Origin of the sequence: Blautia sp. NSJ-140 (genome assembly GCF_022868965.1) — a bacterium.
Taxonomy (GTDB): Bacteria; Bacillota; Clostridia; order Lachnospirales; family Lachnospiraceae; genus Blautia_A.
Window position 1 is genome coordinate 12,571 of the sequence record NZ_JALIFS010000002.1, and the last position, 24,961, is coordinate 37,531.

The 24,961-nt window shown below is 43.9% G+C and carries 26 protein-coding genes; 20 read left to right on the top strand and 6 right to left on the bottom strand.

What is annotated here, in order from left to right:
• Position 1 precedes the first annotated feature (1 nt).
• Together MUB50_RS02485 and MUB50_RS02490 are read left to right on the top strand one after the other, a co-directional pair.
• Positions 2 to 1,948, top strand: coding sequence for an oxidoreductase (locus tag MUB50_RS02485; RefSeq protein WP_118624308.1), 1,947 nt, complete (start codon positions 2 to 4; stop codon positions 1,946 to 1,948).
• Positions 1,949 to 1,972: 24 nt separating this feature from the next.
• Entirely contained in the window at positions 1,973 to 3,373 is a 1,401-nt protein-coding gene (locus MUB50_RS02490; protein ID WP_244802490.1) for a glycoside hydrolase family 1 protein, read from the top strand.
• A gap of 103 nt (positions 3,374 to 3,476) precedes the next feature.
• On the opposite strand, the gene MUB50_RS02495 is transcribed toward MUB50_RS02490, so the two are convergent.
• On the bottom strand, positions 3,477 to 4,334 hold the full coding sequence (locus MUB50_RS02495; protein WP_173754399.1) for an AraC family transcriptional regulator: 858 nt from the start codon (positions 4,332 to 4,334) through the stop codon (positions 3,477 to 3,479).
• A gap of 150 nt (positions 4,335 to 4,484) precedes the next feature.
• Between MUB50_RS02495 and MUB50_RS02500 the strand changes: the two genes are divergently transcribed.
• The 4 genes from MUB50_RS02500 (at position 4,485) to MUB50_RS02515 (ending at position 10,278) form a co-directional block, all read left to right on the top strand.
• Positions 4,485 to 5,855 carry an MFS transporter gene (locus MUB50_RS02500; RefSeq protein ID WP_138277233.1) on the top strand — a complete coding sequence of 457 codons (1,371 nt, stop codon included), beginning with the start codon at positions 4,485 to 4,487 and terminating at the stop codon, positions 5,853 to 5,855.
• Between the two features lie 16 nt (positions 5,856 to 5,871).
• Entirely contained in the window at positions 5,872 to 7,050 is a 1,179-nt protein-coding gene (locus MUB50_RS02505; protein ID WP_244789989.1) for a glycoside hydrolase family 5 protein, read from the top strand.
• Position 7,051: 1 nt separating this feature from the next.
• Positions 7,052 to 8,698: a glycoside hydrolase family 43 protein gene (locus MUB50_RS02510; protein ID WP_244789991.1), complete on the top strand. Its 1,647-nt coding sequence runs from the start codon at positions 7,052 to 7,054 to the stop codon at positions 8,696 to 8,698.
• 173 nt (positions 8,699 to 8,871) lie between these two features.
• Positions 8,872 to 10,278, top strand: a complete 1,407-nt coding sequence (locus MUB50_RS02515) for an MATE family efflux transporter (RefSeq protein WP_118514777.1) — start codon at positions 8,872 to 8,874, stop codon at positions 10,276 to 10,278.
• Here MUB50_RS02515 and MUB50_RS02520 read toward each other — a convergent pair.
• The 3 genes from MUB50_RS02520 to MUB50_RS02530 all read right to left on the bottom strand — a co-directional run bounded on the left by MUB50_RS02520 (position 10,260) and on the right by MUB50_RS02530 (position 13,243).
• Positions 10,260 to 11,378, bottom strand: a complete 1,119-nt coding sequence (locus MUB50_RS02520) for an RluA family pseudouridine synthase (protein ID WP_118514775.1) — start codon at positions 11,376 to 11,378, stop codon at positions 10,260 to 10,262. The two genes, MUB50_RS02515 and MUB50_RS02520, sit on opposite strands and share 19 nt — an antisense overlap.
• A gap of 103 nt (positions 11,379 to 11,481) precedes the next feature.
• Complete coding sequence (locus MUB50_RS02525; protein WP_244789993.1) at positions 11,482 to 12,102, bottom strand: response regulator; 621 nt, start codon at positions 12,100 to 12,102, stop codon at positions 11,482 to 11,484.
• Positions 12,103 to 12,235: 133 nt separating this feature from the next.
• Positions 12,236 to 13,243, bottom strand: coding sequence for a sensor histidine kinase (locus MUB50_RS02530; protein ID WP_244789995.1), 1,008 nt, complete (start codon positions 13,241 to 13,243; stop codon positions 12,236 to 12,238).
• 516 nt (positions 13,244 to 13,759) lie between these two features.
• Here MUB50_RS02530 and MUB50_RS02535 point away from each other — a divergent pair.
• From MUB50_RS02535 to MUB50_RS02545, 3 genes are read left to right on the top strand one after another with little or no spacing between them, the layout of a single operon-like run.
• The gene (locus MUB50_RS02535; RefSeq protein WP_138277725.1) at positions 13,760 to 14,689 is read left to right on the top strand and encodes an ABC transporter ATP-binding protein; all 930 of its coding nucleotides are present in this window, start codon (positions 13,760 to 13,762) and stop codon (positions 14,687 to 14,689) included.
• Between the two features lie 12 nt (positions 14,690 to 14,701).
• Positions 14,702 to 15,826: an ABC transporter permease gene (locus MUB50_RS02540; RefSeq protein ID WP_244789998.1), complete on the top strand. Its 1,125-nt coding sequence runs from the start codon at positions 14,702 to 14,704 to the stop codon at positions 15,824 to 15,826.
• The gene (locus MUB50_RS02545) at positions 15,813 to 16,958 is read left to right on the top strand and encodes an ABC transporter permease (protein WP_244789999.1); all 1,146 of its coding nucleotides are present in this window, start codon (positions 15,813 to 15,815) and stop codon (positions 16,956 to 16,958) included. Before MUB50_RS02540 ends, MUB50_RS02545 begins: the two co-directional genes overlap by 14 nt.
• A 20-nt stretch (positions 16,959 to 16,978) precedes the next feature.
• On the opposite strand, the gene MUB50_RS02550 is transcribed toward MUB50_RS02545, so the two are convergent.
• Positions 16,979 to 17,644 carry a Gfo/Idh/MocA family protein gene (locus tag MUB50_RS02550; protein ID WP_330637411.1) on the bottom strand — a complete coding sequence of 222 codons (666 nt, stop codon included), beginning with the start codon at positions 17,642 to 17,644 and terminating at the stop codon, positions 16,979 to 16,981.
• Positions 17,645 to 17,948: 304 nt separating this feature from the next.
• On the opposite strand from MUB50_RS02550, the gene MUB50_RS02555 reads away from it, so the two are divergent.
• The 10 genes from MUB50_RS02555 to MUB50_RS17135 all read left to right on the top strand — a co-directional run bounded on the left by MUB50_RS02555 (position 17,949) and on the right by MUB50_RS17135 (position 23,696).
• Entirely contained in the window at positions 17,949 to 19,094 is a 1,146-nt protein-coding gene (locus MUB50_RS02555; protein ID WP_118624330.1) for an aldo/keto reductase, read from the top strand.
• A gap of 24 nt (positions 19,095 to 19,118) precedes the next feature.
• Positions 19,119 to 19,352, top strand: a complete 234-nt coding sequence (locus MUB50_RS02560) for a DUF3791 domain-containing protein (protein ID WP_118624332.1) — start codon at positions 19,119 to 19,121, stop codon at positions 19,350 to 19,352.
• Complete coding sequence (locus tag MUB50_RS02565) at positions 19,330 to 19,509, top strand: hypothetical protein (protein ID WP_118514761.1); 180 nt, start codon at positions 19,330 to 19,332, stop codon at positions 19,507 to 19,509. The genes MUB50_RS02560 and MUB50_RS02565 overlap by 23 nt, the downstream gene beginning before the upstream one ends.
• Before the next feature lie 73 nt (positions 19,510 to 19,582).
• A complete protein-coding gene (locus MUB50_RS02570; protein ID WP_118624334.1) occupies positions 19,583 to 20,059 on the top strand; it encodes a pyridoxamine 5'-phosphate oxidase family protein in 477 nt (158 codons plus the stop codon).
• A 25-nt stretch (positions 20,060 to 20,084) separates the two neighbouring features.
• Positions 20,085 to 21,068, top strand: a complete 984-nt coding sequence (locus tag MUB50_RS02575; RefSeq protein ID WP_173754409.1) for a D-2-hydroxyacid dehydrogenase — start codon at positions 20,085 to 20,087, stop codon at positions 21,066 to 21,068.
• A gap of 21 nt (positions 21,069 to 21,089) precedes the next feature.
• On the top strand, positions 21,090 to 22,274 hold the full coding sequence (locus MUB50_RS02580; RefSeq protein WP_118624336.1) for an MFS transporter: 1,185 nt from the start codon (positions 21,090 to 21,092) through the stop codon (positions 22,272 to 22,274).
• Positions 22,264 to 22,494 carry a GNAT family N-acetyltransferase gene (locus tag MUB50_RS17130; protein WP_118514753.1) on the top strand — a complete coding sequence of 77 codons (231 nt, stop codon included), beginning with the start codon at positions 22,264 to 22,266 and terminating at the stop codon, positions 22,492 to 22,494. Before MUB50_RS02580 ends, MUB50_RS17130 begins: the two co-directional genes overlap by 11 nt.
• 96 nt (positions 22,495 to 22,590) lie before the next feature.
• On the top strand, positions 22,591 to 23,175 hold the full coding sequence (locus MUB50_RS02590) for an NUDIX hydrolase (RefSeq protein WP_118514751.1): 585 nt from the start codon (positions 22,591 to 22,593) through the stop codon (positions 23,173 to 23,175).
• Entirely contained in the window at positions 23,172 to 23,420 is a 249-nt protein-coding gene (locus MUB50_RS02595) for a nitrilase-related carbon-nitrogen hydrolase (RefSeq protein ID WP_118514749.1), read from the top strand. The genes MUB50_RS02590 and MUB50_RS02595 overlap by 4 nt, the downstream gene beginning before the upstream one ends.
• A 183-nt stretch (positions 23,421 to 23,603) precedes the next feature.
• Positions 23,604 to 23,696, top strand: coding sequence for a hypothetical protein (locus tag MUB50_RS17135; protein WP_417029898.1), 93 nt, complete (start codon positions 23,604 to 23,606; stop codon positions 23,694 to 23,696).
• Positions 23,697 to 23,745: 49 nt separating this feature from the next.
• On the opposite strand, the gene MUB50_RS02605 is transcribed toward MUB50_RS17135, so the two are convergent.
• Positions 23,746 to 24,375, bottom strand: a complete 630-nt coding sequence (locus tag MUB50_RS02605) for an MATE family efflux transporter (protein WP_118624338.1) — start codon at positions 24,373 to 24,375, stop codon at positions 23,746 to 23,748.
• A 94-nt stretch (positions 24,376 to 24,469) separates the two neighbouring features.
• On the opposite strand from MUB50_RS02605, the gene MUB50_RS02610 reads away from it, so the two are divergent.
• Complete coding sequence (locus MUB50_RS02610) at positions 24,470 to 24,958, top strand: hypothetical protein (RefSeq protein ID WP_118514745.1); 489 nt, start codon at positions 24,470 to 24,472, stop codon at positions 24,956 to 24,958.
• Positions 24,959 to 24,961: the final 3 nt, after the last annotated feature.

Sequence of the window (24,961 nt, forward strand, 5' to 3'; positions counted from 1 at the left end):
TATGAAGAGAAAATATCCTAATTTATGCAAACCGATACAGATTGGACGTGTAACATTCAGAAACCGTATGTTTTCTGCTCCTATGGGTGGAACAGACATTACAAATGACGGATGTATCGGCCCGAAATCTACCGCTTTTTATGAGCTGAGAGGAAAAGGCGGTGCAGGTGCGGTAACAGTCAGCGAGTGTATGGTACATCCGAAAACAGATGGTTCTCATGCATATCATCTGGACACTTCCATCCTGAATTCCCTTGCATCCGCAACCTATACAGCCGATGCGATCCGCCGTCACGGAGCAATCGCAAGCGTTGAGCTTTCTCATTCCGGTATGTATGCAGGAACTTATATGACGGATAAATCCAGACAGAAATCCATGCATCAGTGGGGACCGTCTGATACAGTCCGTCCGGATGGTGTTGAGGTAAAAGCTCTCACAAAAGAGCTCATTGATGAGATCGTTGCCTCCTATAAAGAGACAGCATCTCTGGCAAAAAGAGCTGGTTTTGAGATGATCATGGTTCATGGCGGGCATGGATGGCTGATCAATCAGTTCCTTTCCCCGTACTTTAACAAGCGTACAGATGAGTATGGCGGAAGTCTTGAAAACCGCTGCCGTTTTGCAATGGAAGTTCTGAAGGCTGTACGTGAGGGTGTAGGACCTGGATTCCCAATCGAATTCCGTATGAGCGGATCCGAGCTCTTTGAAGGTGGCTATACACTGGAAGATGGCGTGGAGATCGCAAAATTCCTGGAGCCGTATATTGACCTGCTTCATGTTTCCGCAGGAACATATCAGAGAGGCTTTGGAGATACCCATCCGTCTATGTTTAAGGAGCATGGATGCAATGTTTATCTTGCTGCTGAGATCAAGAAGCACGTGTCCATTCCGGTTGCAACCATCGGAGGTCTGAACGATCCGGCACAGATGGAGCAGATCATTGCAGAGGGAAAAGCAGATATCGTTTACATGGCAAGAGCACTTCTTGCAGATCCGTTCCTTCCGAGAAAAGTTATGGAGAACAGAGATCAGGAGATCGTGAAATGCTTAAGATGCTTTACCTGTATGGCAGAGAGAGCAGCAACTTCAACAAGAAGATGTACGGTAAATCCTCTGATCGGACGTGAGATCGAAGGCGACGAGATCCAGCTGGCACCGGTTAAGAAAAAAGTTCTTGTAGCAGGTGGCGGCCCTGGCGGACTGTATGCTGCCTATACAGCTGCAAGGAGAGGACATCAGGTTATCCTCTGTGAAAAAGAAGAGGAGTTGGGAGGAATTCTGAAAAGTGAGCAGGCTCTGCCGTTTAAGCATGAGATGTATGAGCTTGCAGGAACCTATGAGTTTCTGGCAAGGCAGGCTGGTGTGGAGATCCGTACTTCCACAGCAGTAACAAAAGAGTATGCAGAAAAAGAAAACGCAGATGCGCTGATTATTGCAGCAGGCTCCCGACCGCTTGTTCCGCCGATCCCGGGACTGAACGGGGAAAATGTTGTGATCGTAAATAATTATTATAAAGAAAAAGAAAAAGTCGGAGATGAGGTTGTTGTCTTTGGTGGCGGTCTTGCAGGCTGTGAGTGTGCGATCCATCTTGGGATGGAGGGAAAGAAAGTCCGTCTTGTTGAGATGAGAGACGTTCTTGCTCCGGATGCAAACGTAAGACACAGACCACTTCTTCTGAAAGAGATCGACAAATACGCAGAAGTATATACAGGCTATAAAGGCCTTGAGGTAACTGCAGAAGGTGTATGGTGCGAAAACAAAGAGGGCGAAAAAGTTCTTGTTCCGGGAAGCACTGTGATCTGTGCACTGGGTCAGCGTTCCAGAACAGACATTGTGGATGAGCTTCGTGACTGCGCTCCTTATGTGGCTGTGATCGGTGATGCAAGCAAGGTTTCCACGATTACCAATGCGGTATACTGGGGATACCACGCAGCACTTGACATCTAAGCATCAATAAGAAAGGGTGAAAAAATGTTTCCTGAGAATTTTTTATGGGGTGGCGCGGTAGCTGCCAATCAGTGCGAAGGTGCATATAACGAGGATGGGAAAGGTCTTTCCATCCAGGATGTTCTTCCTCATGGAGTCAAAGGTCCGAGAACAGAAAAGCCGACAGAAGATAATATGAAGCTGGTAGGAATTGATTTTTACCATCATTATAAAGAAGATATCAAGCTGTTTGCTGAGATGGGCTTTAAGGTTTTCCGTATTTCCATCGCATGGAGCAGGATTTTCCCGAAGGGAGATGAGGAGACACCTAACGAGGCAGGACTTAAATTCTACGATGATCTGTTTGATGAGTGCAGAAAATATGGCATTGAGCCACTGGTAACCCTGTCCCATTATGAGACTCCGCTGTATCTGGCAGAGCATTACGATGGCTGGGTAAACCGTGATCTGATCGGCTTTTACAAACGCTACGTTACGACAGTGTTTAACCACTATAAGGATAAAGTAAAATACTGGCTGACATTTAATGAGATCAATTCCATTCTGGAATCTCCGTTCATGAGCGGCGGAATCAATACTCCGAAGGAAGAACTTTCCCAGAGTGATCTGTATCAGGCTGTGCATCATGAGCTGGTGGCCAGTGCCTGGGCAACAAAGATCGGCCATGAGATCAATCAGGATTTCAAGATCGGATGTATGATCTTAAGCATGCCGGTATATCCTCTGACTGCAGAGCCGTCCGATGTGCTTGCAGCAATGGAGCAGGATCATAAAAATATGATGTTCGCAGACATTCATGTTCGTGGCTATTATCCGGGATATGCAAAACGTTATATGCGGGAGAATGGTATCAGCATTTCTGTTACAGATGAGGATATGGAAATCCTGAAAAACACGGTAGATTTCGTTTCTTTCAGCTATTATGTGAGTGTATGTGCCACAGCAGATCCAAAGAAAAATGTCCGCGGTGAGGGCAATCTTCTTGGTGGTGTGCCGAACCCGTATCTGAAAGCCAGTGACTGGGGATGGCAGATCGATCCGAAGGGATTGCGCTATGTACTGAACACTCTGTGGGATCGTTATCAGAAGCCGCTTTTCATCGTGGAAAACGGCCTTGGTGCCATGGACAAGCTGATGCAGGGTGAAGATGGTGAGATGACTGTAGAGGACGATTATCGTATTGAATATCTCCGTGATCATATCCGCCAGATGGAAGAAGCTGTTATGGATGGTGTAGATCTGATGGGATATACCACATGGGGATGTATCGATCTTGTCAGTGCATCAACAGCAGAGCTTCGCAAGCGTTACGGATTCATCTATGTAGACCGCAATGATGACGGCAGCGGAACATTGAAGCGTTATAAGAAAAAGAGCTTCCATTGGTATAAAAAAGTTATTGAGACCAATGGACGGGAATTATAAGATACTGAGAAATTTAGAATATTAAGACAAAAAATCTTCAGGGAGTCTGTGAGATACGCTTCCGGAAAATTTTTTGTTAAACGAAAATAAGAACGCTGGTTTGTCAGTCCTTGGCGTTCTGAGTGTTTTTCCGTACCTTGGTAGGCGTACATCCGAAATGTTCCTGAAACATTCGTCGAAACAGCTTGTAGTTGGTGAAACCATGCCGTTCCAGTATTATGTGAACAGGGTCTTTGGTGTTTATAAGATCCTTGTAAATAAAAGAAAGCCGGTATTCGTTCTGATATTCCAGAAAAGTAACTCCCATTTTTTTCTTGAAAAATCTGCAGAAATAGCCGGTCTGCAGGTAAGCGACACCGGCAATCTCGTCCAGAGATATGGGACGCTGATAATTTTCGGCAATGTAATTCAGAACAAAGTTCAGCCGGTCAAGATCTTTTTTCTGCTGGCTTAGATCACTGTGAAAGATCCGGACGCGGAAATTGTGATACAGCTGAAAAAGAAGCTCAAAGATCAGACTGTTAAAACGCAGGATAAAACCATCTGGCCGGATATCGTCAATGATCTGAAGCTGCTCCAGAGTCGTTTTCAGCATTTCCAGTTTTGTTCTTTTTACGGGATCTTTTGTATGATGATCCCAGATAAACATAAACTGCTGAACATTCGGAATATATTTTTCCATGAAATCCACAGGAACCTGGAGAACGATCGCTTTATTTGGAACTGTGCATTTGGTGGAATGAATTACATTGGCATTGATCAGGATGCAGTCTCCCGGGTGGATGGTAAAGCTGGTATTTTCTATGGTGACATCAAGAGCGCCTTCCTGCATATAAAGGATCTCAACAGCCCTGTGCCAGTGCGACGGAATGTAGCTTCCGTTGTCTGTAGAAGTGTAAAATTTAACGTTGGTGACACCCGAATAATCTATGATCTCATAGGAAATTTCTTTTTTATCCATAAAACCCTCCTGCAAAAAGAGAATATTGACCTATATATTGGAGCTTTTTTGACCTAATAGATACAGAATCGTTATGATAGTATAATACCATAAAACAAAGCTTCATGGTCATGGAAATGCGAAATAAAACAAAGGGAGAAGTAAAAAAATATGAATCAAAAGAGTAAATTGACCTTTGGAAAAATTGTGGAACGTTTTTCTTATGGTTGTGGTGATTTCGGATGTAACATTATTTATACAGCAATGTCAGCGTTTCTGCTGTTCTATTATACGGACTATGCCAATGTCAGTGCGATAGCAGTGGGAACCATTATGATGGTTTCGCGTATTTTTGATGGAATCAGTGATATTATCATGGGTGTGATCGTTGACCGTACAAAATCCAAGTATGGAAAAGCAAGGCCATGGATTCTTCGTATGTGTATTCCGTTTGCAATATCCGGAATCCTTCTGTTTTCCGTTCCGGCTTCCTGGGCATCAACACCGAAGCTGGTGTATGTATTTATCACATATAATCTGGTATCTACAGTGATTTATACAGCGATCAATGTACCGTATTCTGCACTGAACGCACTGATGACACAGGATCCGTATGAGCGTTCTGTTTTAAGTATTTTCCGAAATCTTCTGGCAACAGCCGGAACACTTACGATCAATACATTTACACTTCCGCTGGTGGAGCACTTCGGAAACAATGCAGCAGCATGGACTAAAACATTTATAGTATTTGGCTTTGTGGCAATCGTAGCATTTTTATTTACTTTCTTTGGAACAAAGGAACGTGTACGTGCATCTGAGAACAGCGGAGAGACAAAGGCAGAGGATGTGCCTTTTGTAACAGGTATCAAAGCACTTTTCAAAAACAAATACTGGATCATGATGACAGGTATGCTTGCCCTTTTCTTCCTTATGTATTCTGTTAACGGTGGTGCGACTGTATATTATGCAAAAGATATTCTCGGCGACAAAAATCTGGTAGGTACGATCAACGGTATTTTTAATATTGTACAGATCTGCGGAATGTTCTTTATTGCCATGATGGTTAAGAAACTTGGAAAGAGAAATGTATTTTCTATTGGTCTTATCCTGGATATCATTGGAATGCTGGTACTGAATTTTTCCGGTGGTTCCATGGCAATCATTGTGATTTCCAGTGTGATCCGTGGTGTTGGTAATGCCTGTGGCGGTGCAACTATGTGGGCAATGGTTTCCGACACGATCGATTATGGTGAGTGGAAAACAGGCTGCCGTACAGAGGGCCTTGTAAACAGTGCCTGCAGCTTTGGATATAAGATCGGAAATGGAATAGGATCTGCACTTCTCGGACTGATTCTGGAAATCGGCGGCTATGTGGGAACTGCAGCTGTACAGACAGAATCTGCACTGACTTCTATTAAGATCTGCTTTGTATGGATTCCGATCGCAGTTTATGTATGCGGACTTGTGATCATGAAATTTTATCATCTGGACAAGGAATTTGCCGGAATCATCGAAGATCTGAAAAAGCGTACACAGAAGTAAAAGGAGAGTACCGGATATGAATATAAAAGGCGTAAATCTTGGAAATTGGCTGGTTCTGGAGAAATGGATGAACCCGGCCCTGTTTGAGGGAACAACAGCGGAAGATGAGTATTATCTTCCAACGCAGCTTTCACCGGAGGTATATGAAGCAAGGATAAAAATCCATCGTTCGGAGTACATCACAGAAAGAGATTTTGTAACCATAAAAAGAATGGGAATGGATTCTGTCCGTATTCCGGTACCATATTTTATATTTGGGGACAGAAAGCCATTTATCGGCTGCATTGAAGAACTGGATAAAGCATTTAACTGGGCGGAAAAGTACGGACTTACCATTCTGATCGATCTTCACACTGTACCGTTAAGCCAGAATGGTTTTGATAACGGTGGAATCAGCGGCGTGTGTAAATGGGCACAGAATCCGGATGAGGTAGAATTTGTTCTTGGAGTTCTGGAACGTCTGGCAAAACGATACGGTCATAGAAAAGGTCTGTTTGGCATACAGCCGTTGAATGAACCTGTAACTGAGAATATGTGGGAGACTATGGATGTGCAGAACCGTTATGCACCGGCAGATCCGGAGCTGGCAAAAGGCTCAGCCCCGATCACCATGGAATTCTTAAGAAAATTTTATCTGGAAGCATACGATCGGATCAGTACTTACATGCCAAAGGAAAAATACGTTGTGCTCCACGACGGCTTTGAGCTGATGGCGTGGAAGGACTTTATGCAGGAAGAAAAATATTCCAATGTGATTCTGGATACTCATCAGTATCTGATGGTGGCAGAGGCAAGAGGCTGCAGTCAGACGATCGAGGGATATCTGAAATATGTGCGTGAGGAGCTGGAACCACAGATTACGGAGATGGAAAAATATTTCCCGGTGATCTGCGGTGAATGGTGTCTCTTCAATTCCCTTGCATGCGGCTGTGATACAAAAGGCGGACAGAGTGTGCTCAACGGAGTGGAAGGAAGCGAACGGGAAAGTCTTTCCACAGAAGAGAAAAAAGAAATCTATGCGACTTTGGCGAAGGCACAGCTGGAGCTTTGGGATAAATGCAGCGGATATTTTTACTGGAGCTATAAACTGCTTACAGATACCGTGAATACTCCGGGCTGGATCGGCTGGGACAGCTGGGATCTGGGACGGTGCGTTGATTTTGGCTGGTTTCCGGCCGGAAAAGGAGAAAAATAATATGATTATAAATCCAATACTTCCGGGTTTCAATCCGGATCCGTGCATCTGCCGGAAAGGTGATGATTACTATATGGCAGTTTCTACTTTTGAATGGTTTCCGGGAATTCCGGTTTATCATTCAAAAGATCTGAAAAACTGGGAACTGTATACACATGTTATTACAGATGACGAAAAAGTAGATCTCAGGAAACTTCCAAGCGCAAAGGGAATCTGGGCTCCGTGCCTGACCTACTGTGAGGAAGAGGATATGTTCTATGTTGTTTACGGAGTAATGAATTCCATGAACGCCAGATATTTTGACGTGGACAATTTCCTGATCTGCGCAAAAGATATCCGCGGACCGTGGAGTGAGCCTGTTTACCTTCATTCCTCCGGCTTTGATGCGTCCCTTTTCCACGATACCAACGGAAAAAAATATGTGGTATCTCTGGAGTGGGAGACAAGAGAAGGCTATGAGAAGCCAGGCGCTATCTGTATGGTAGAATATTCTCCTGAGAAAAAAGAGATCATCGGTTATCCGAAGAGAATCTGGCGAGGTGGTACAGACCGGGGATGCATTGAGGCACCGCATCTTACAAAACGTGGGGAATATTATTACATTATGTGTGCAGAAGGCGGTACAGGTTATAATCACTGCGTGACAATGGGACGGTCCAAAAATGTATGGGGACCATATGAAAAAGATCCAAAGAACCCGATTGTTACCAGCGTTCCGGGAGAATCCTATGAGCGCCAGGATCCGGATCATCTGAAACCAAAGTACTATAACCCGGACTCTGTTCTTCAGAAATCCGGACACGGAAGCTATGTGGAGCTTCCTACCGGAGAAGTGTATCTGGTACATCTCTGTGCAAGACCGTTTGTACCGGAGCTCCGCTGTACACTTGGAAGAGAAACTGCAATTCAGAAAATGATGTGGACTGAGGATAACTGGCTTCGCATGGCAGATGGAAGCAATCTGGCGAAGATTGAGGTGCCGGAAACATCTCTTCCGGAATATCTGGTGGAAAAAACTCCGGATTTTGATGATTTTGATGGGGATGAACTTGGAAACTTTTATTATTCTCCAAGGATTATGCCTCAGCGTTTTGCAGATATGAAAGCAAGAAAAGGCTATGTGCGTCTTCGTGGACAGGAATCCAGAACATCTCTCAACAAAGTAAGTATCCTGGCCAGAAAGCTTACAAGTGTATATGCGCGGATCACCACAAAGATGGAATTCACACCGGAAGTACATCAGCACAGCGCAGGTCTGATCCTGTATTACGACAACATGAATTACATTAATCTTCGTAAATATTACAGTGAAACCCTGGGACAGAGTGCGTTGTCCATCATCCATCTGGAAAACGGAGAAAAAACAGAGTTTCTGAACACCAGAATTCCGGTAGAAGATAAACCAGTTTATCTGAGACTTTATATAGAGGGAAGAAAATCCTGGTTTGAGTGGAGCTATGACGGAGAAACTTATGAAAAGATCGGACGTATCTTTGACACCACAAGATTTTCTGATGAGTACTGTAAGTACGGAGAATTTACAGGAACCATGGTTGGAATCACCTGTGCAGACCGCATTCTCCACAAAAAATGTGCGGACTTTGACTTCTTCGAATATATTGCAGATGAGAGTCATATGGTGGAGTAAAAAGATACAAAAAAACGGGGATTTATCGTTATAAAGACTATTGAAAATAAAAGAAGTTTGTAGTAAGGTAGTAGCTACAACGCTTACGAAAGGGAAGACTGTTTCGGGTGGGCAGTCTTCTTTTTGTGGAGAATTTTGGATGAAGGAAAACGAAAAACAAGGAGGAAGAATTTATGGAGAAGGTAAAAGAGAAATCTTCTTTTTTCCGAAAGTTCGTAGGAGATAAGAGATTTTATCTGATGGTCCTGTCTATTGCGGTACCGATCATGGTACAGAACGGAATCACAAATTTTGTCAGTCTTCTGGACAATATTATGATCGGTCGTATCGGCACAGAACAGATGTCCGGAGCGGCGATCGTCAATCAGCTGATCTTTGTATATAATCTATGCATTTTCGGCGGGGTGTCCGGAGCGGGAATTTTTACAGCACAGTATTTCGGACAGAAGGATCATGAGGGTGTCCGCCAGACACTTCGTTATAAACTGTGGATGGCAGTGATTCTGACAGCGATCACCATTATACTGTTTCTGACAGCAGGGGGGTCACTGATCAGCATGTATTTAAAAGGTGACGGAACCGCACAGGAAATCAGGGATACTCTTATTTATGGGAAACAGTATTTATGGATCATGCTTCTGGGACTTCCGCCATTTATGATGGTGCAAGTCTATGCAAGTACCTTACGTGAATGCGGTGAGACTGTACTTCCAATGAAGGCCGGGATCGTGGCAGTGCTGATCAATCTGATATTTAATTATCTTCTGATCTATGGAAAATTCGGCTTCCCGGAAATGGGAGTAAGAGGTGCGGCTGTTGCCACAGTGCTCTCCAGATATGTGGAAGCCTGCATTGTCCTGAGCTGGACACATAAGCATACAGAAAAGAATATTTTTGCACAGGGGCTGTATTCAACATTAAAGGTTCCGGCGAACCTGACAAAGAAGATACTTATTAAGGGAACCCCGCTGCTTCTGAATGAGACCTTATGGGCAGCCGGAGTGGCCATGCTGACACAGTGCTATTCAGTCCGTGGACTGAACGTGGTTGCGGGATTAAATATTTCCAATACCATCAACAATGTATTTAATATCGTATTTATCGCACTTGGAGATTCGGTAGCCATTGTTGTAGGACAGCTTCTGGGGGCAGGTAAGATGAAGGAAGCCAGAGATACGGACAACAAGATGATCGCATTCTCTGTGTTCTGCTGTACCTGCGTGGCAGCCGTGATGTTTGTGATGGCACCACTGTTTCCAAGGCTTTACAATACCAATGCTGAGGCACGTACTCTGGCGAAATATTTTATTATGATCACAGCATTTTTCATGCCGCAGAATGCATTCCTGCATGCAACGTATTTTACCTTGCGTTCCGGCGGAAAGACCATTGTTACATTTCTGTTTGACAGTGTGTTTATCTGGGTGGTAAGTGTGACGATCGCATTTACCTTAAGCCGTTTTACAGGTTTGCCTGTACTTGTGATCTATGCAATGGTCCAGGCTGCGGATATGATGAAATGTGTCATTGGATTTATCCTTGTAAAAAAAGGCGTATGGCTTCAGAATATCGTTTCATAGAATTTTTTGAAATCTTCCGGGAGGGGTGCTTCCAGGGAGATTTCTTTTTTTGCATTTTTGTCATGATACATGGAAGACGGGGTGTCGGAAGCAATTTCATCAATTGGAAATGGAAGTTGAAATTTAAGCTTCCACGCGTGGAGTGCAGCTCGGGAAAAATGGTTCGACATGTCCGATAAACAGTACAGAGAATCACCCAGAAGAGGATGCCCGAGAGATGCCATGTGCACACGGATCTGATGGGTACGGCCGGTTTTCAGACGGAGCATTACAAGGGAAGCCGGAGCTGCTGCGTCAGGGCCGGTAGATTTCAGGACAGAATAAAGGGTTTCTGCATGTTTGCTTCCGGGAAGCGTGCCATCTGTGGATACGACCATTTTCAGACGGTTATCCGGGTCAGGTGCAAGGGGAATTGAGATCCTGTGAAAAGATCCATATTCATCCACAGGCATGAAACCGGAAACTGCAGCCAGATAGGTTTTCTCTGAAAGCCCCTCCGCACGCTGATTTTGTAATCTGGCGGCAGCAGTCTGGTTCTTGGCAAAAAGCAGGATACCGGAAGTTTCTTTATCCAATCGTCCGATAGACCGGACTTTGGTAGGCTCTTCCTTAGACCGGAAATAGGAAGCCACCTGGTTGGAGAGACTGTCACTGTAGTGAGAACCGGAAGGGTGAGTGACTATTCCAGCCGGTTTGTTTATGGCAAGAATATCCTGGTCTTCGTAGAGGATTTCCAGTTCAGGAAAAAAATGAGAAGTTGAAGCTGATAAACAGCAGGAATCAGAATTAGAATATGAACAAAGGGTTAAGCTTGTAGAATGATGGAAACAGGATTTGTGACGGTCTGAATTGACAGTGAAAGTCGCAGATTCCAGCTGGGCAGAATCCACATCGTCCGTTTCCAGGCATACTGTGATCTGATCCCCGGGATAAGCTGTTTCCGTTACCCGGCACTGCTGCCCGTTTTTCCGGATACCACCGGGACGGAACTTTGCCTGGCTGATCTGCTTTTTTGTAAGACCAGCCTGAGTGCGAAGAAAGCGGGAGATAGGCATTGGAACAGCTGCTTCCGGGATATGGATAGTAAGATAGCGGTTCATTGTGAGAAATCCTCCGATTATAAATTATAGTAAAACATTGAAAAGACATCTATATTCTGTAATATAGGACAGTTGCAGGTGCGGCGGTGGATGTAATCGGATTTTATTTATGCTGATAATAAAACACAGCAACCTGTGTCCGATCCCTCAGCTGCAGTTTATCCAGAATGGAACTGAGATAATTTCGTACAGTTCCCTCACTGAGAAACAGTTCTGCGGCAATCTCCTTATTGCTGTATCCGTTGGCAATCAGCCGGATAATATCCAGTTCCCGTTCATTGATCTCCCGGGAAGTATAATCAAATCCACCGGAAGACTGCAGAAGCTCCGGGATCTTGGACATGATCTCCGTGCCGAATACAGTCTGTCCGGAATAGACTGCCTGCAAAGCTGGAAAAATGCTGGCATAATCCTGCTTCAGAAGATAACCCTTTGTGCCAAGGCGGAGGGCTTTTACAATATATTCATCATCGGAAAAAGTAGTCAGAAGAAGAATTTTAGCCTCCAGAAATTCATCCAGTATCTTTCTGGAAGCTTCCAGTCCGTCCATTCCTTTCATACGGATATCTATCAGAAGAATATCCGGAAGATATTCTCTGTACAGAGTACAGGCTTCTTCACCATCAGAACCGGTGGCAGTCACTTCGATATCCGGGTTTGACTCAAGAATGGTTTTTAATGCACCTGCAACCAGGCAATCATCGTCTACGATTATAATTTTCATGTCAAAATCTCCTGTTTATGAGTTATAAAAAATTAAATTACAGATCAGAAAAAACAGACGAATCCAATATGCCGGGAAAGTACTTTGATCAAACAGGGAAGATTTCCGGCAGAGTGAGAAATATCTGTCTGCTTCAATTAGAAACAGATTTCGGGATCGTCACAAAGATCCGAAAACCATTCTCCTGAGTAATCTGGACTGTACCGCCCAGCGCTTTTGCACGGCCCCGGATATTGGATAGCCCCATACCACCGGAAGTATTTTTTTCCTTATTGATGTCTGCTTCAGTTTGAATATCCGGAATTCCATTTCCCGGTGTCCCATTATCCTCAATGCACAACTGATAAAGTGCAGGATGCTCCCGCAGAAGAATATTTACGGAATCTGCATTACTATGCCGCATCACATTGGAAAGCCCTTCCTTTGTAATACTGATCAGACTGTATTTCACCTCTCTTGGAATCTGCCTGGACATATCATAAGTAAGCTTCACCGGGCAGAAGGTGAAATCCTTTACAAGTCCTTTTATGGCATCTTCCAGATCTACCGCATCGTCATGAAGATCATGGACACTGGAACGGATGCTGTTCATGGCACCATTCAGAGATTCTTCCAGATTTCCGAGCAGAGGATCAAGAGCATCATTTTTGTTGATGGTTTTGCAGGCAGCAGTCATAAGGATAGAGCGGGATAGTACATGTCCCACATTATCATGGATCTCTCTGGCAATTCTGTTACGCTCACGCAATGTAGCTGCATAGATCTCGTAATCCTGTTTTTCCAGAAGTGCCTTGTTTTTTTCAGAAAGAAGAAGCGCATGTTCCTCACTGTCATCCCGGATCTGATGGAAATCCTGGTAAAGAGTCTGATATTTTTCTGCATAGAGCCAGAGAAAAAATGAGAGAATGAATCCAAAAATCCCAAGCAGACAAAGAACTGCCGGAAATCTGTTGATCTGAAAAACCAGAAATCCCCAAAGTGGAAGCTCAGCCACTGCTAGAGGAAAAAGTTCGGCAGATAAAGTCTGATACAGAAGCAGCGGGAAAAACAGAAGAAGATCCGAAAACCACAGGGAACATAATCCAAAGATCACAAAACTTCCGGCAAGAACCGGAATGATATTTCCGGAGCGCTTTAACACTGGCAAAGAATTGCGTGAACAGGATGTTTTACATGTCCTACACAGATAAGTAATGCAGCAAAGGATCACCGCAAAAAGGAGGGCAAACACAAGAGACTGATCTGCAGGCACATAAAAAAACGTCAAAGTACTGTATAAAAACAATAGGATGGAATCTGTAAAATAACGCATAAAAAATATACCCTTTCTACTACAGAATTACAGCATTTTCCGAAAGTCATGCAGATAACCGGCTAAAATTATCGCATCTTGTTCCGGGAGAACCCCTTTCGCCGCACAAATTTCTGAAATCAATGTGTCTATATTATAATATACCGGTTCATTCCCTGCAAAGAAAAATCTGAGCTCTTGCGAAAGACATGACATTTGTCATTCGCAGATAATGACATCCAACACTTGGAGCAGACAGAAGAAAAAGATATAATAGATCATAGAAGAAATATGAATTTCTGCAGTAAAAAAGGAAAGACCTGTTTAACGGACAGGAAAAGGGGAGGAAAACATATGCCACAGAGTATGGTCCACATAGAAAATCTTGTAAAACGATACGGTGATCTTACCGCACTGAATCATCTGGAACTGGATATCCGGGAGGGTGAGATATTCGGATTACTTGGTCCTAACGGCTCGGGAAAGACAACGGCCATCAACTGCATTTTGTCACTTCTGAAATATGACAGAGGTCAAATAAAAATATTCGGAGAAGAGATGAAGCCGGACAGCTATAAGCTCAAGGAACAGATCGGGATCGTTCTTCAGAATGTAGCCGTTTTTGATGAGCTGACAGTGCAGGAAAATATAGATTACTTCTGCGGCCTTTACATACGAGACAGGAAACGGAGAAAAGAGCTGGTGGAGGATGCCATTGAATTTACAGGTCTTGAAGATTTCTGCAAAATGTACCCGAAGAAGCTTTCCGGAGGCCTTTTGCGCAGATTGAACATTGCCTGCGGGATTGCCCACAAGCCAAGACTGATCATCATGGATGAGCCGACGGTAGCTGTAGACCCACAGAGCAGAAACAAGATCCTGGAAGGAATCCAGACGCTGAACCACCAAGGCTCCACCATTATCTACACATCTCATTACATGGAAGAAGTGGAGCAGATCTGTACTAGGATCGCCATCATGGATCACGGAAGAGTCATCGCTCAGGGAACAAAAGAAGAATTGAAGCAGATGATCAAAACAGGAGAGACCATCACCGTAGAAGCCATTGCTCTGGAAGAAAAAAATCTCCGGGATATCCGCACACTGGAGCATGTGTTTGATGTGCAGTATGAAAAAGAGGTGCTGGTCGTGCGCTGTACCGATGCGAAGCATAACCTGATCCGTCTTCTTAATTATCTGCAAAGTCAGGATATTTCTTTTGGAAGAGTCTTTTCCGAGCTGCCCACATTAAATGATGTTTTTCTGGAGATCACCGGAAAACAGCTGAGAGATTAGGAGGGATGGGAGATGTTGCATTTACTGAAATACAGTTTTCTTTCCAAAATCCGGAATTTTAACATTGTATTCTGGCCGCTGATCTTTCCGCTTGTGCTTGGAACCTTTTTCTACTTTGCATTCGGAAATATCAATGAAGCAGATTTTCAGACGGTTCCTGTGGCAGTGGTGAAGAAAGCTTCGGCAGATACGTTTTTTATGACCTATCTGGATGAAGTGGAAAAAAGCAGTCCGGATCTTTTAAAGGCAGAAGAAATGCCGGAAAAAGAAGCTTTGGAAGCATTACAGGATAAAAAAATAAAAGGAATTTATTACGTGGGAAAAGAGCCTTCCCTTACAGTAGCAGGAACCGGAATGGAAGAAAGCATCCTCCAGACTGTTCTCGACAGCTGTGAAAACACCAGAACGACCATCACCAACATCATGAAAAAAAATCCGGAGATGGACATAGAAACCATAACAAACCTGTTAAGCACTGACAGTCTGGTAAAGGAGGTCTCTCTTGGTGGTCGGACCATTGACGGAAATATGCAGTTCTTTTACGCACTGATCGCTATGGCCTGCTTGTACGGAGGTTTCATTGGCTTTGGCTCTGCGATCGGGATCCAGGCCAATATCACACCTCTGGCAGCCAGACGGTGTGTAACGCCGACCCACAAGCTGAAGCTGATCCTTACAGACCAGCTGACATCTTTTGCTCTGGGCTATATGGACGTGATCATTTTGATCCTGTATCTCCGGTATATTCTTAATCTGGATTTTCAGGGACAGATGGGAAAAATGCTGGTGATATCTTTTTTCGGAAGTCTCATCGGTGTATCTATGGGAATGTTTATAGGCAGCTTCGGAAAAATGCAGGAAGGTGCCAAAATCGGGATCATACTGGGAATTTTCATGGTAAGCAGTTTCCTTGCAGGATTGATGAACGGAAATATGAAGGATATCGTGGAAAAAAGTGTTCCGATTGTGAACCGGATCAATCCTGCATCACTGATCTCAGATGCGTTTTACTGTATTAATGTGTATGATGATATGATCAGATATTATAGAAATCTGATCACACTGGCGGTAATGTGTGTGGTGCTGGCGCTGGCATCCTTTTTCATGGTCAGGAGGGAACGTTATGACAGTATTTAAAGGCTATATGAGGATCATGAAAAAAAATACAGGTCTGATCCTCCTGTATCTGGGCATTTTTTTCGGAGTGACAATGGCACTTCAGGCAGCGGCCGGTAAGGAAACTTATACCAGCTATGAAAGCGAAAAAATAAAGATCGGAGTGGTGGATAAAGACAACGGACCACTTGCAGAAGGACTGGTAAAATGGCTTGAAGGTACGCATCACGTGACCATGCTGGAGGATAACAGGGAGAAGCTTCAGGAAGAGCTTTTTTACAGAAATGTAGAGTACATCGTGGTGATCCCTGAGGATTTTTATGAGAACTGTATGGTAAACGGAGAGAGCATTTCTGTGACAAAGGTGCCCGGATCTTACTCGGCATATTATGTGGATCAGCAACTGGAGAGCTGCCTGAATACAATGCGGACATATCTGAAAGCCGGTTTTTCCCAGAAGGAAGCGGCAACAGCAATCCTGGATGAAAAAAGAGGAGAAGTTACCATGCTGGATACAGATGAAAACAGTGGTACGTCCGGATGGCTCTATTATTTCCGATATATTCCATATCTGTTTCTTGCATTACTCTGCTATGTGATGGGCTACGTGTTGATGGCTTTCAAAAAAGACGATATACCAAAAAGAATGCAGGCATCTGCGGTTTCTGCAAGACGGCAGAGTCTGGAAGGGCTTCTGGCCATGTTTATCATGGGCGGGGGCTTATGGGGAATCGGTATGGCCGGAGCCATCCTTATGTATGGAAAAACATTTCTCAGTTCAGAAAATTTCGGATACTATGTACTGAACACTCTGATAATGATGGCAGTGGCACTTTCACTGTCCTATCTGATCGGTCTTTTTGTAAAAAACAGCAACATGTTAAGCGGGATTGCAAATATTCTGTCTCTTGGAATGTGCTTTCTGTGTGGCGTGTTTGTTCCCATGAATATTATGGACAGAAACGTCCTGAAGGTGTCTCAGTTTCTTCCTGTGTACTGGTATGAAACCGTAAATGAGACGCTTGGAAGTTACAGCCACCTCACGAGGGAGGCAGCTGTATCGGTCTGGAAAGGCATCGGCCTGGAAGCCATGTTTGCCATTGTTTTTGTCTGCATGATCCTGGCAGTGACCAGGTATCAGAGGCAGAAATAAACAGAAGTAACCGAAGAAGATCAGTCCCAGTTTTCATCCGGATATTTCATGTTCCACTCTTTACGGAGATAAGTCATGATATCCATAACATCTTTTGTATAATTCAGATATAAACCGGAGTTATCATGTGTAAGAACTGCATGTTCCATATCCTCCATCTCATAAAGCAGTGCATCGGAAGTGTCACCGCAGGAAATCTCAGTTTTTTCTCCTGTCTCTGCATCTACGATCACTGCTTTATCTGCACGTGGATATTCCATGATCTCGATATAACCTTTTTCACAGCTGATCATGGCACGTTTCGGCTGTTTGGAATGCAGGGAAAGTGCGACGGTTGCCATCTGGCCGGAATGATTTTTAAGAAGGATGGTAGCCTGTTCATCAGAACCGGTAGGAGAAGGTTTCCACTGGCTTAAGATCTCATCCGGCTTTTCATCCATAAAGCTCCGGACAATGGAGAGCGCGTAAACACCGATATCCAGCATGGCACCGCCTGCCAGGTTCATATTGAAGAAACGGTTGTTCATATTGTATTCTTTGAAACTTCCGAAATTCATGGTGATCATCTGGACTTTTCCAAGAGAACCGCTGCGGACAGTTTCCCAGAGCTTTTTGTAGATCGGCATATGCCAGATGGTCATGGCCTCAGCAAGGATGAGATTTTTTTCCTCAGCCAGAACAAACATTTTTCTAAGCACCGCACAAAAAGCGTACAGGAATTTCGTTTTGAATTAAGTCAAGGCATTCGCAGTCAGATATTTTTTGCCACTTTCGTGAAAAATGTTGAAGTACATATAAAATCAAATGATATGACAAAGGCTTTAAAATAGCTGATTCATCAGCAAGTCTACCATTTATAAAGTTGTAAACTGGTGTATTTATACATCCAAACAGAAGGAATGGCAAATACCTGTTAACTATGATAGTATATAGCTAACAGGCATGATGAGGATGTCGAAGAGGAGAAGGTTATCAGAAGGGAGAACAGCTATGAAAACAAGAAGATTAGGAAAAACAGAGCTTCAGGTCAGCGAGATCGGTTTTGGAGGAGAGTGGCTGGAACGCCATCCGGAGGAAGAAAGTATTGAGTTGATCCATTATGCATCTGCACAGGGGATCAATATCCTGGACTGCTGGATGCCGGACCCGAAATCCAGAAATATCATTGGTGAGGGAATCAGGGAGAACCGTGACAAATGGTTTATTCAGGGACATATCGGATCAACATGGAAGGACGAGCAGTATTACCGTACCAGAGAGATGGAATATGTGCGTCCTGCATTTGAGGATCTTTTAAAAAGGCTCCAGACGGATTATATTGATTTTGGCATGATCCATTATGTGGACTCTGAGGAGGAATGGGAAAATCTCCAGCATTCGGAATATATGGATTACGTGATGGAACTGAAGAGAACCGGCGTGATCCGTCACATCGGCATGAGTTCCCACAACCCGAAAGTAGCGAAAAAAGCAGCGGAATCCGGATATGTGGAAATGATCCTTTTCAGTATCAATCCGGCTTTTGATATGCTTCCTGCAAGTGAAAATATTGATACCATGTTTGCGGAAGAATTTGACAGCAGCTTAAAAGGAATCGATGCAGACCGTGCCCGCCTGTACAAAGCCTGCGAAGAAAATGATGTGGGTATCACAGTTATGAAAGGTTTTGCAGGGGGAAGACTTTTTGATGAAAAACGTTCTCCTTTCGGTGCAAGCCTGACACCGGTACAGTGCATCCATTACGCACTTACAAGACCTGCAGTCTGTTCCATCATGTGCGGCTATGACACAAAAGAGCAGGTCAATGATGCCGTAGCATATGAAACAGCAACGGAGGAAGAAAAAGATTACGCATCAGTGATCGCCAATGCCCCGTTCCATTCCTATAAAGGAGAGTGCACTTACTGCGGACACTGCAAGCCATGTGCGGCAGAGCTGGATATTGCCATGATCAATAAGTTCTACGATCTTGCCACCATGCAGCCGGAAGTCCCGGCAACTATAAAATCCCACTACGAACTTCTGGAGCACAAAGCTTCCGAATGCATCGGCTGCCAGGAATGCGAAACCCGTTGCCCGTTCGGCGTGCCGATCGCAGAAAGGATGGAGAAAACTGCGAAGTTGTTTGGGTGCTGATATCTGATACAGGAGGCCTTGGGAATGATGAAACAAAATATAGAAAAGTCAAGAGAACTGGAATTTGCGATATTTTGTATTGAAAATGTAGCAGCAAAACTGGGTGTAAGTGCAGAAAAGGTATATAATGCTCTGGCAGAAAAAAGTGATATTTTGAATGATTACATCATTCCGGAGGGATTTGTTTCTCTGTGTCCGGTGCTTAGGATCAATGCAGAGATTCAGGATAATAAAAATGGCTATCTGGAATTTTACTGAAAATGATGCCCATGGTGTCAGCATCGGTAAAACCCTTCCAGCCTACTCGGAAGAACAAAAAACAATATATTCCAGAGAAGCCTTTACAGCAGAAAATGCAGCAAAAATCCCATGCAGACAGGGGCTGGGAACATATAAAGTTATTTTTGAAAGATAAAGTAAAGATAACAGAAAAACAGTCATAGAAGCAAGAAAACAGATTAGATACAGAGCAAGGGGAGGACCAGTTTATGTTTCGAAAAATGAGAAGATTCAAACAGGAATTAACCAAAGAAGAATGTATCGAAATCCTGAAAAAAGAACCGCGAGGCGTACTTTCTGTGCAGGGAGAGGAAGGCTATCCTTATGGAATGCCGATGACCCACTGGTATAATGAGAAAGATGGAAAAATCTATTTCCACGGAGCGAAATCCGGTCATAAGATCGATGCCATCAGAAACTGTGATAAAGTTTCATTCTGTGTTATGGACAAGGGATACCGGAATGAGGGCGAATGGGCATTAAATATCCGAAGCGTCATTGTATTTGGACGCCTTCACACAGTGGAAGAACCGGAAAAAGTAACAGAAATATGCACAAATTTATGCAAAAAGTTCACGGATGATGAGACATATGTGGAATACGAACTGGAACATTTCGGCTCCCAGGTTCTCTGTCTGGAGCTGGAACCGGAACATATAACCGGGAAACTGGTAAATGAGTCCTGAAAAATTGCCTGTGGAGAAGAATATCATGGGAAATACAGAGAAGAAAATAAAAGTCCTGGTAAAGCCACAGTGTGACGCGGAAATCCGGGACAGGTTTATAACAAAATTTGGAGAGAAATGTGAGTTTGTTTTTGAGGAAAATGAAACCAGGGATTCTATCACAACAGCGGAAGTGGTGATCGGAGAACCGGAAGAATCGGAACTTCAGAAAGCCGGAAACTTCCGCTGGGTTCAACTGACATGGGCCGGTGCGGATAAGTATACAAAAATGAAAACATTTCCGACAGGAGTTACATTGACTAATGCTTCCGGAGCATTCGGAAAAATCATATCGGAATATGTGATCGGGAACATCATTGCCCTGTACCGAGGATTTCCTGTTTACTGGAAAAACGAGAAGGAACATCTCTGGGTACAGAATAAATTATCAGACACTATATACGGAAAAAATGTTCTTATCCTGGGAACCGGCGACATTGGAAAAAATATCGCTCACAGAATGAAAGCATTTGAAACCCGTGTGACTGGAATAAAAAGAACTGCAGTCTCAGAACATTCAGACCAGCTGAAAGATTTTGACCAGATATACGATCTGACAGCATTGGATCAGCAGCTTCAAAAAGCAGATATCGTAATCGGCTGTCTCCCTGGAACGCCGGAAACAAAAGGACTTCTGAATTACGACCGGCTGCATTCCATGAAAAAAGAAGCAATTCTGGTCAACATAGGACGGGGAAGTCTCATTCCAACAGAAGATCTGATCCGAGCATTACAGGAGGGGCATTTAAAAGGCGTAGTCCTGGATGTATTTGAGACAGAACCCCTGCCGGAGACATCACCTCTCTGGAATATGGAAAACATCCTCATCACCCCACACATCGCAGGTCCAAGTTTCGGAGGAAACGCAGAAGTCCAGGACATGATCTGGAACATCTGTATGGAAAATCTGGAACGATATGTGAATGGAAAAGAATTAAAGAATATTGTCCGGTTAAAGGACGGGTATTAAATAACATTGGAGGATGTTTAAATGAAAGACAAATACCGGAAAACGGTATACGCCTGTTTTGCGGGTTACATCGTACAGGCGATCGTAAATAACTTTGTGCCGCTGCTTTTTCTGACATTCGAAAAAAGTTACCACATTCCACTGAGCCAGATCACAATGCTGATCACATTCAATTTCGGGATTCAGCTGCTGATCGATCTTCTGTCAGCAAAATTTGTAGACCGGATCGGTTACCGGATTTCCATTGTTCTGGCACATGTATTTTCGGCAGCAGGACTGATCTGTCTGGTGATCCTGCCGGATCTTTTGCCCAACGCATTTGCGGGATTATTTATTTCCGTAGTGATCTATGCCGTAGGCGGAGGACTGATTGAAGTGCTGATCAGCCCCATTGTAGAAAGCTGCCCAAGCGACAACAAAGAAAAGGCAATGAGCCTTCTCCACTCTTTTTACTGCTGGGGTCATGTGGCAGTGGTTCTGCTTTCCACGATTTTCTTCCGGATATTTGGAATTGAAAACTGGAAGATCATGGCACTGATCTGGGCGATCATTCCGGTTGTAAATGGTATTGCATTTACAAAAGTTCCTATCGCAACGCTTATCGAAGAGGGTGAGACAGGAATGACCATAAAAGAATTATGCAGAAATAAAACATTCTGGATCCTGATGTTAATGATGCTGTGTGCAGGCGCCAGCGAGCAGGGCGTCAGCCAGTGGGCGTCCACATTTGCGGAGATGGGACTTGGTGTAAGTAAGACCATCGGTGATCTTGCAGGCCCTATGGCATTTGCAATCCTGATGGGAAGTTCCAGAGCCTTTTATGGAAAATTCGGAGACCGGATTGATCTGGACAAATTTATGATCGGCAGCAGCATTCTCTGTATTATTTCCTATCTGTGTATTTCCCTTGCACCATCTGCATTTGTGTCACTGATCGGCTGTTCCATCTGCGGATTTTCTGTAGGAATCATGTGGCCGGGAAGTTTCAGCAAGTCGTCCATGGCACTGCGAAGAGGCGGAACATCCCTGTTTGCACTTCTGGCACTGGCTGGAGATGTAGGATGTTCCGGAGGCCCGACGTTAGTTGGCTTTGTGTCCGGGATATTATCGGATAACCTGAAAAGGGGAATTCTGGCAGGGGTTATTTTCCCTGTATTTTTGCTGGTGGGAATTCTGCTTCTGAAAAACAGACAGAGTGCAGACTGAGCTGCTCTGCCTTTCTCCGGAGGCCAGAGGGAACGGGCTTGGAAAGCAGCTGCTTCAGTACGGTATCGAAATTTATAACATTCAAGAACTCACCGTAAACGAACAGAATCCCCGGGCAGCCGACTTTTATGAGCACATGGGATTTCAGACATATAAAAGAACGGATCATGATGAGAAAGGGAATCCGTATCCGCTTCTGTATATGAGGCTATCCAAATAAGCAAAAGGGTTATTTGTCTGTGAACAGGTACAGGATGCGTGGTTTACCAGTGCTATATTGACACTGTGTTGATAAAGTCGAAAGGAAAGGATAACAATGAACTGTCAGAAACTGATCGATCAGATAGAAAAATACAAGCCCTACAATGAACAGGAAGAAAAAGATAAGATCTTAATTTTGGACTGGATCAGAAACAATAAGAATGCTTTTTTGAGAGAGAATACAGTAGCCCATATGACAGCTTCCGCCTGGGTTGTGAACAAGGAACGAAACAGAGTTCTTATGGTATATCACAATATTTACAACTCCTGGTCTTGGCTTGGAGGACATGCGGATGGGGAGACGGATCTTCTGTCTGTTGCAGTCCGGGAGGTAAAGGAAGAAGCCGGAATTTCCAATGTTCATCCGGTGTCCGAGGAGATTTTTTCCATGGAATCTCTGACTGTAGATGGTCATGTGAAAAAAGGAAAATATGTATCCAGCCATCTGCATTTTAATATCACATATCTCCTTGAGGCAGACCCGGAAGAAGCGGTTTCCATAAAAGCAGATGAAAACAGCGGCGTAGCCTGGTTTTCACCAGAAGAAGCATTGGAGAAATCTACAGAACCGTGGTTTGTGGAGCATGTTTACAGCAAACTTCTGGAAAAAATGAATGATGTGAAGGGGAACGGTAAATGAAAATTGCACTTGTACAGATGAGTATGGGAAAAGAAATATCTGAGAACCTTGATAAAAGCCTGAAATACTGTGATATGGCAGAAAACTGTGATCTGGTCTTTTTTCCGGAAATACAGCTGACACCGTTTTTTCCGCAGTATCACAAGGTATGTGTGGACCATTACTGTATAGATATGGATAATGATGCACTGGTAAGATTGTGCCGGAAAGCATCCGTACCTGTGCAAGAAAAGGTGCAGACCTGATCATAGTCCCGACTGCAAATACAAAAGCAGATGACAGAGAGCAGTATGATCGATAAAGGAGAAACAAAAAAATGGCAAAACTATATTTCAGATACGGGGCGATGGGAAGCTTGAAGTCTGCCAATATTCTGATGGTGCGGGAAACGTGCACAGTGCAATACACGATATTCCAACGGAAAAATCGTGCGGGAAGGCGCACAGATCATGCTGGGTTCCAATGAAAGTTATGTGGCACTTTGCAGAAAACACTATAAAGAAGGGAAATTGTGGAAGTGAGATAACATCCGGAAGCAGGGAAGAATATGATGCTCCAAAGCCAGATAAGTCAAAACAACTTATCTGGCTTTTTTGCAATAAATCCGATCGCAATAAGGAGTATCGTCAACACCCATGAGATCGGAAATGCATAATACGGAATGTTTAACGGATGGTAATGTCTGAAAACCGTGCATATCCATGCAATGCGAAAACAACAGGTCCCGCTAATGGTGGCAACAGCCGGGTACAGGGAATGTTCGGTGCCTCTTAATACGCCTGCCGGAATTTCGTACAGGTTGCACAGCGGTTCGAAAAAAAGAATGCACAGGATACGAAGACAGGTATTCTGTATAACGATTTGATCTGCAGAAAAAATTCCTGCAAAAAAATTCCGGAATATGACAAAGGGTTCAATAAGGACCAGACTGCTTAAGACAGAGAAAATCATACATATCCGCAGGATTTTTCTGCATCGGTGATCCTGACCGGCAGAATGGTTCTGGCTGGTAAAGGTGGTCGCTGTCTGGCCGAAGGCAGTGATCACATAATAGGTAAAATATTCAAAGTTCATGGCAATGGTACTGCCTGCAATTGCAGAAGAGCCGAAGCCATTCACAGAGGCCTGTACAAAAATATTGGCAAAGCAGAAAACAGCACCCTGAATGGCAGAGGGGATTCCGACTTTAAGAACCGCCATCACAGATCCGTAAAATCTGATTTGAAGTTAGAACAGGAATTTGATAAAATAAAAGTAAATCAAGACTAACACGGAACGAAGGAGGAAAAAGAATATGATAGCACAGGTGCTGCTGGAGGGTTTGATACTTGGGATTTTGCTGATGGGGATCTGCGCCGTCGGGATTCGAAAGGGCGCAGTGGGAATGTTGCATCTCTATCATCAGGATGTAAAAGATCGCTGTGTGGAACTGGGATTGACAACCCATGAGAAAATCAGCAAAAACAGTAAGATGTTTAAGATCATTTGTATTCCGGGATACATACTGTATATTCTCGTATGTGTATATGCTATAAATGGCGCAGAGGATTTCCTGTCCGGTTTCTGGCAGATGTTTGTCATTTTATCAGTGATGAATGTGATAGACCGTTTTCTTGTGGATGACTGGTGGGTAGGTCATACAAAAGCATGGATCATTCCGGGAACAGAAGACTTAAGGCCGTACATCACCAGCGAAGATAAACGCAAAAAATGGATTGCAGGAACTGTTGGAATGGCAGTGATCTCAGCGGTGCTGGCAGTGATTGGTGTGTTAGTAATGTAGTAA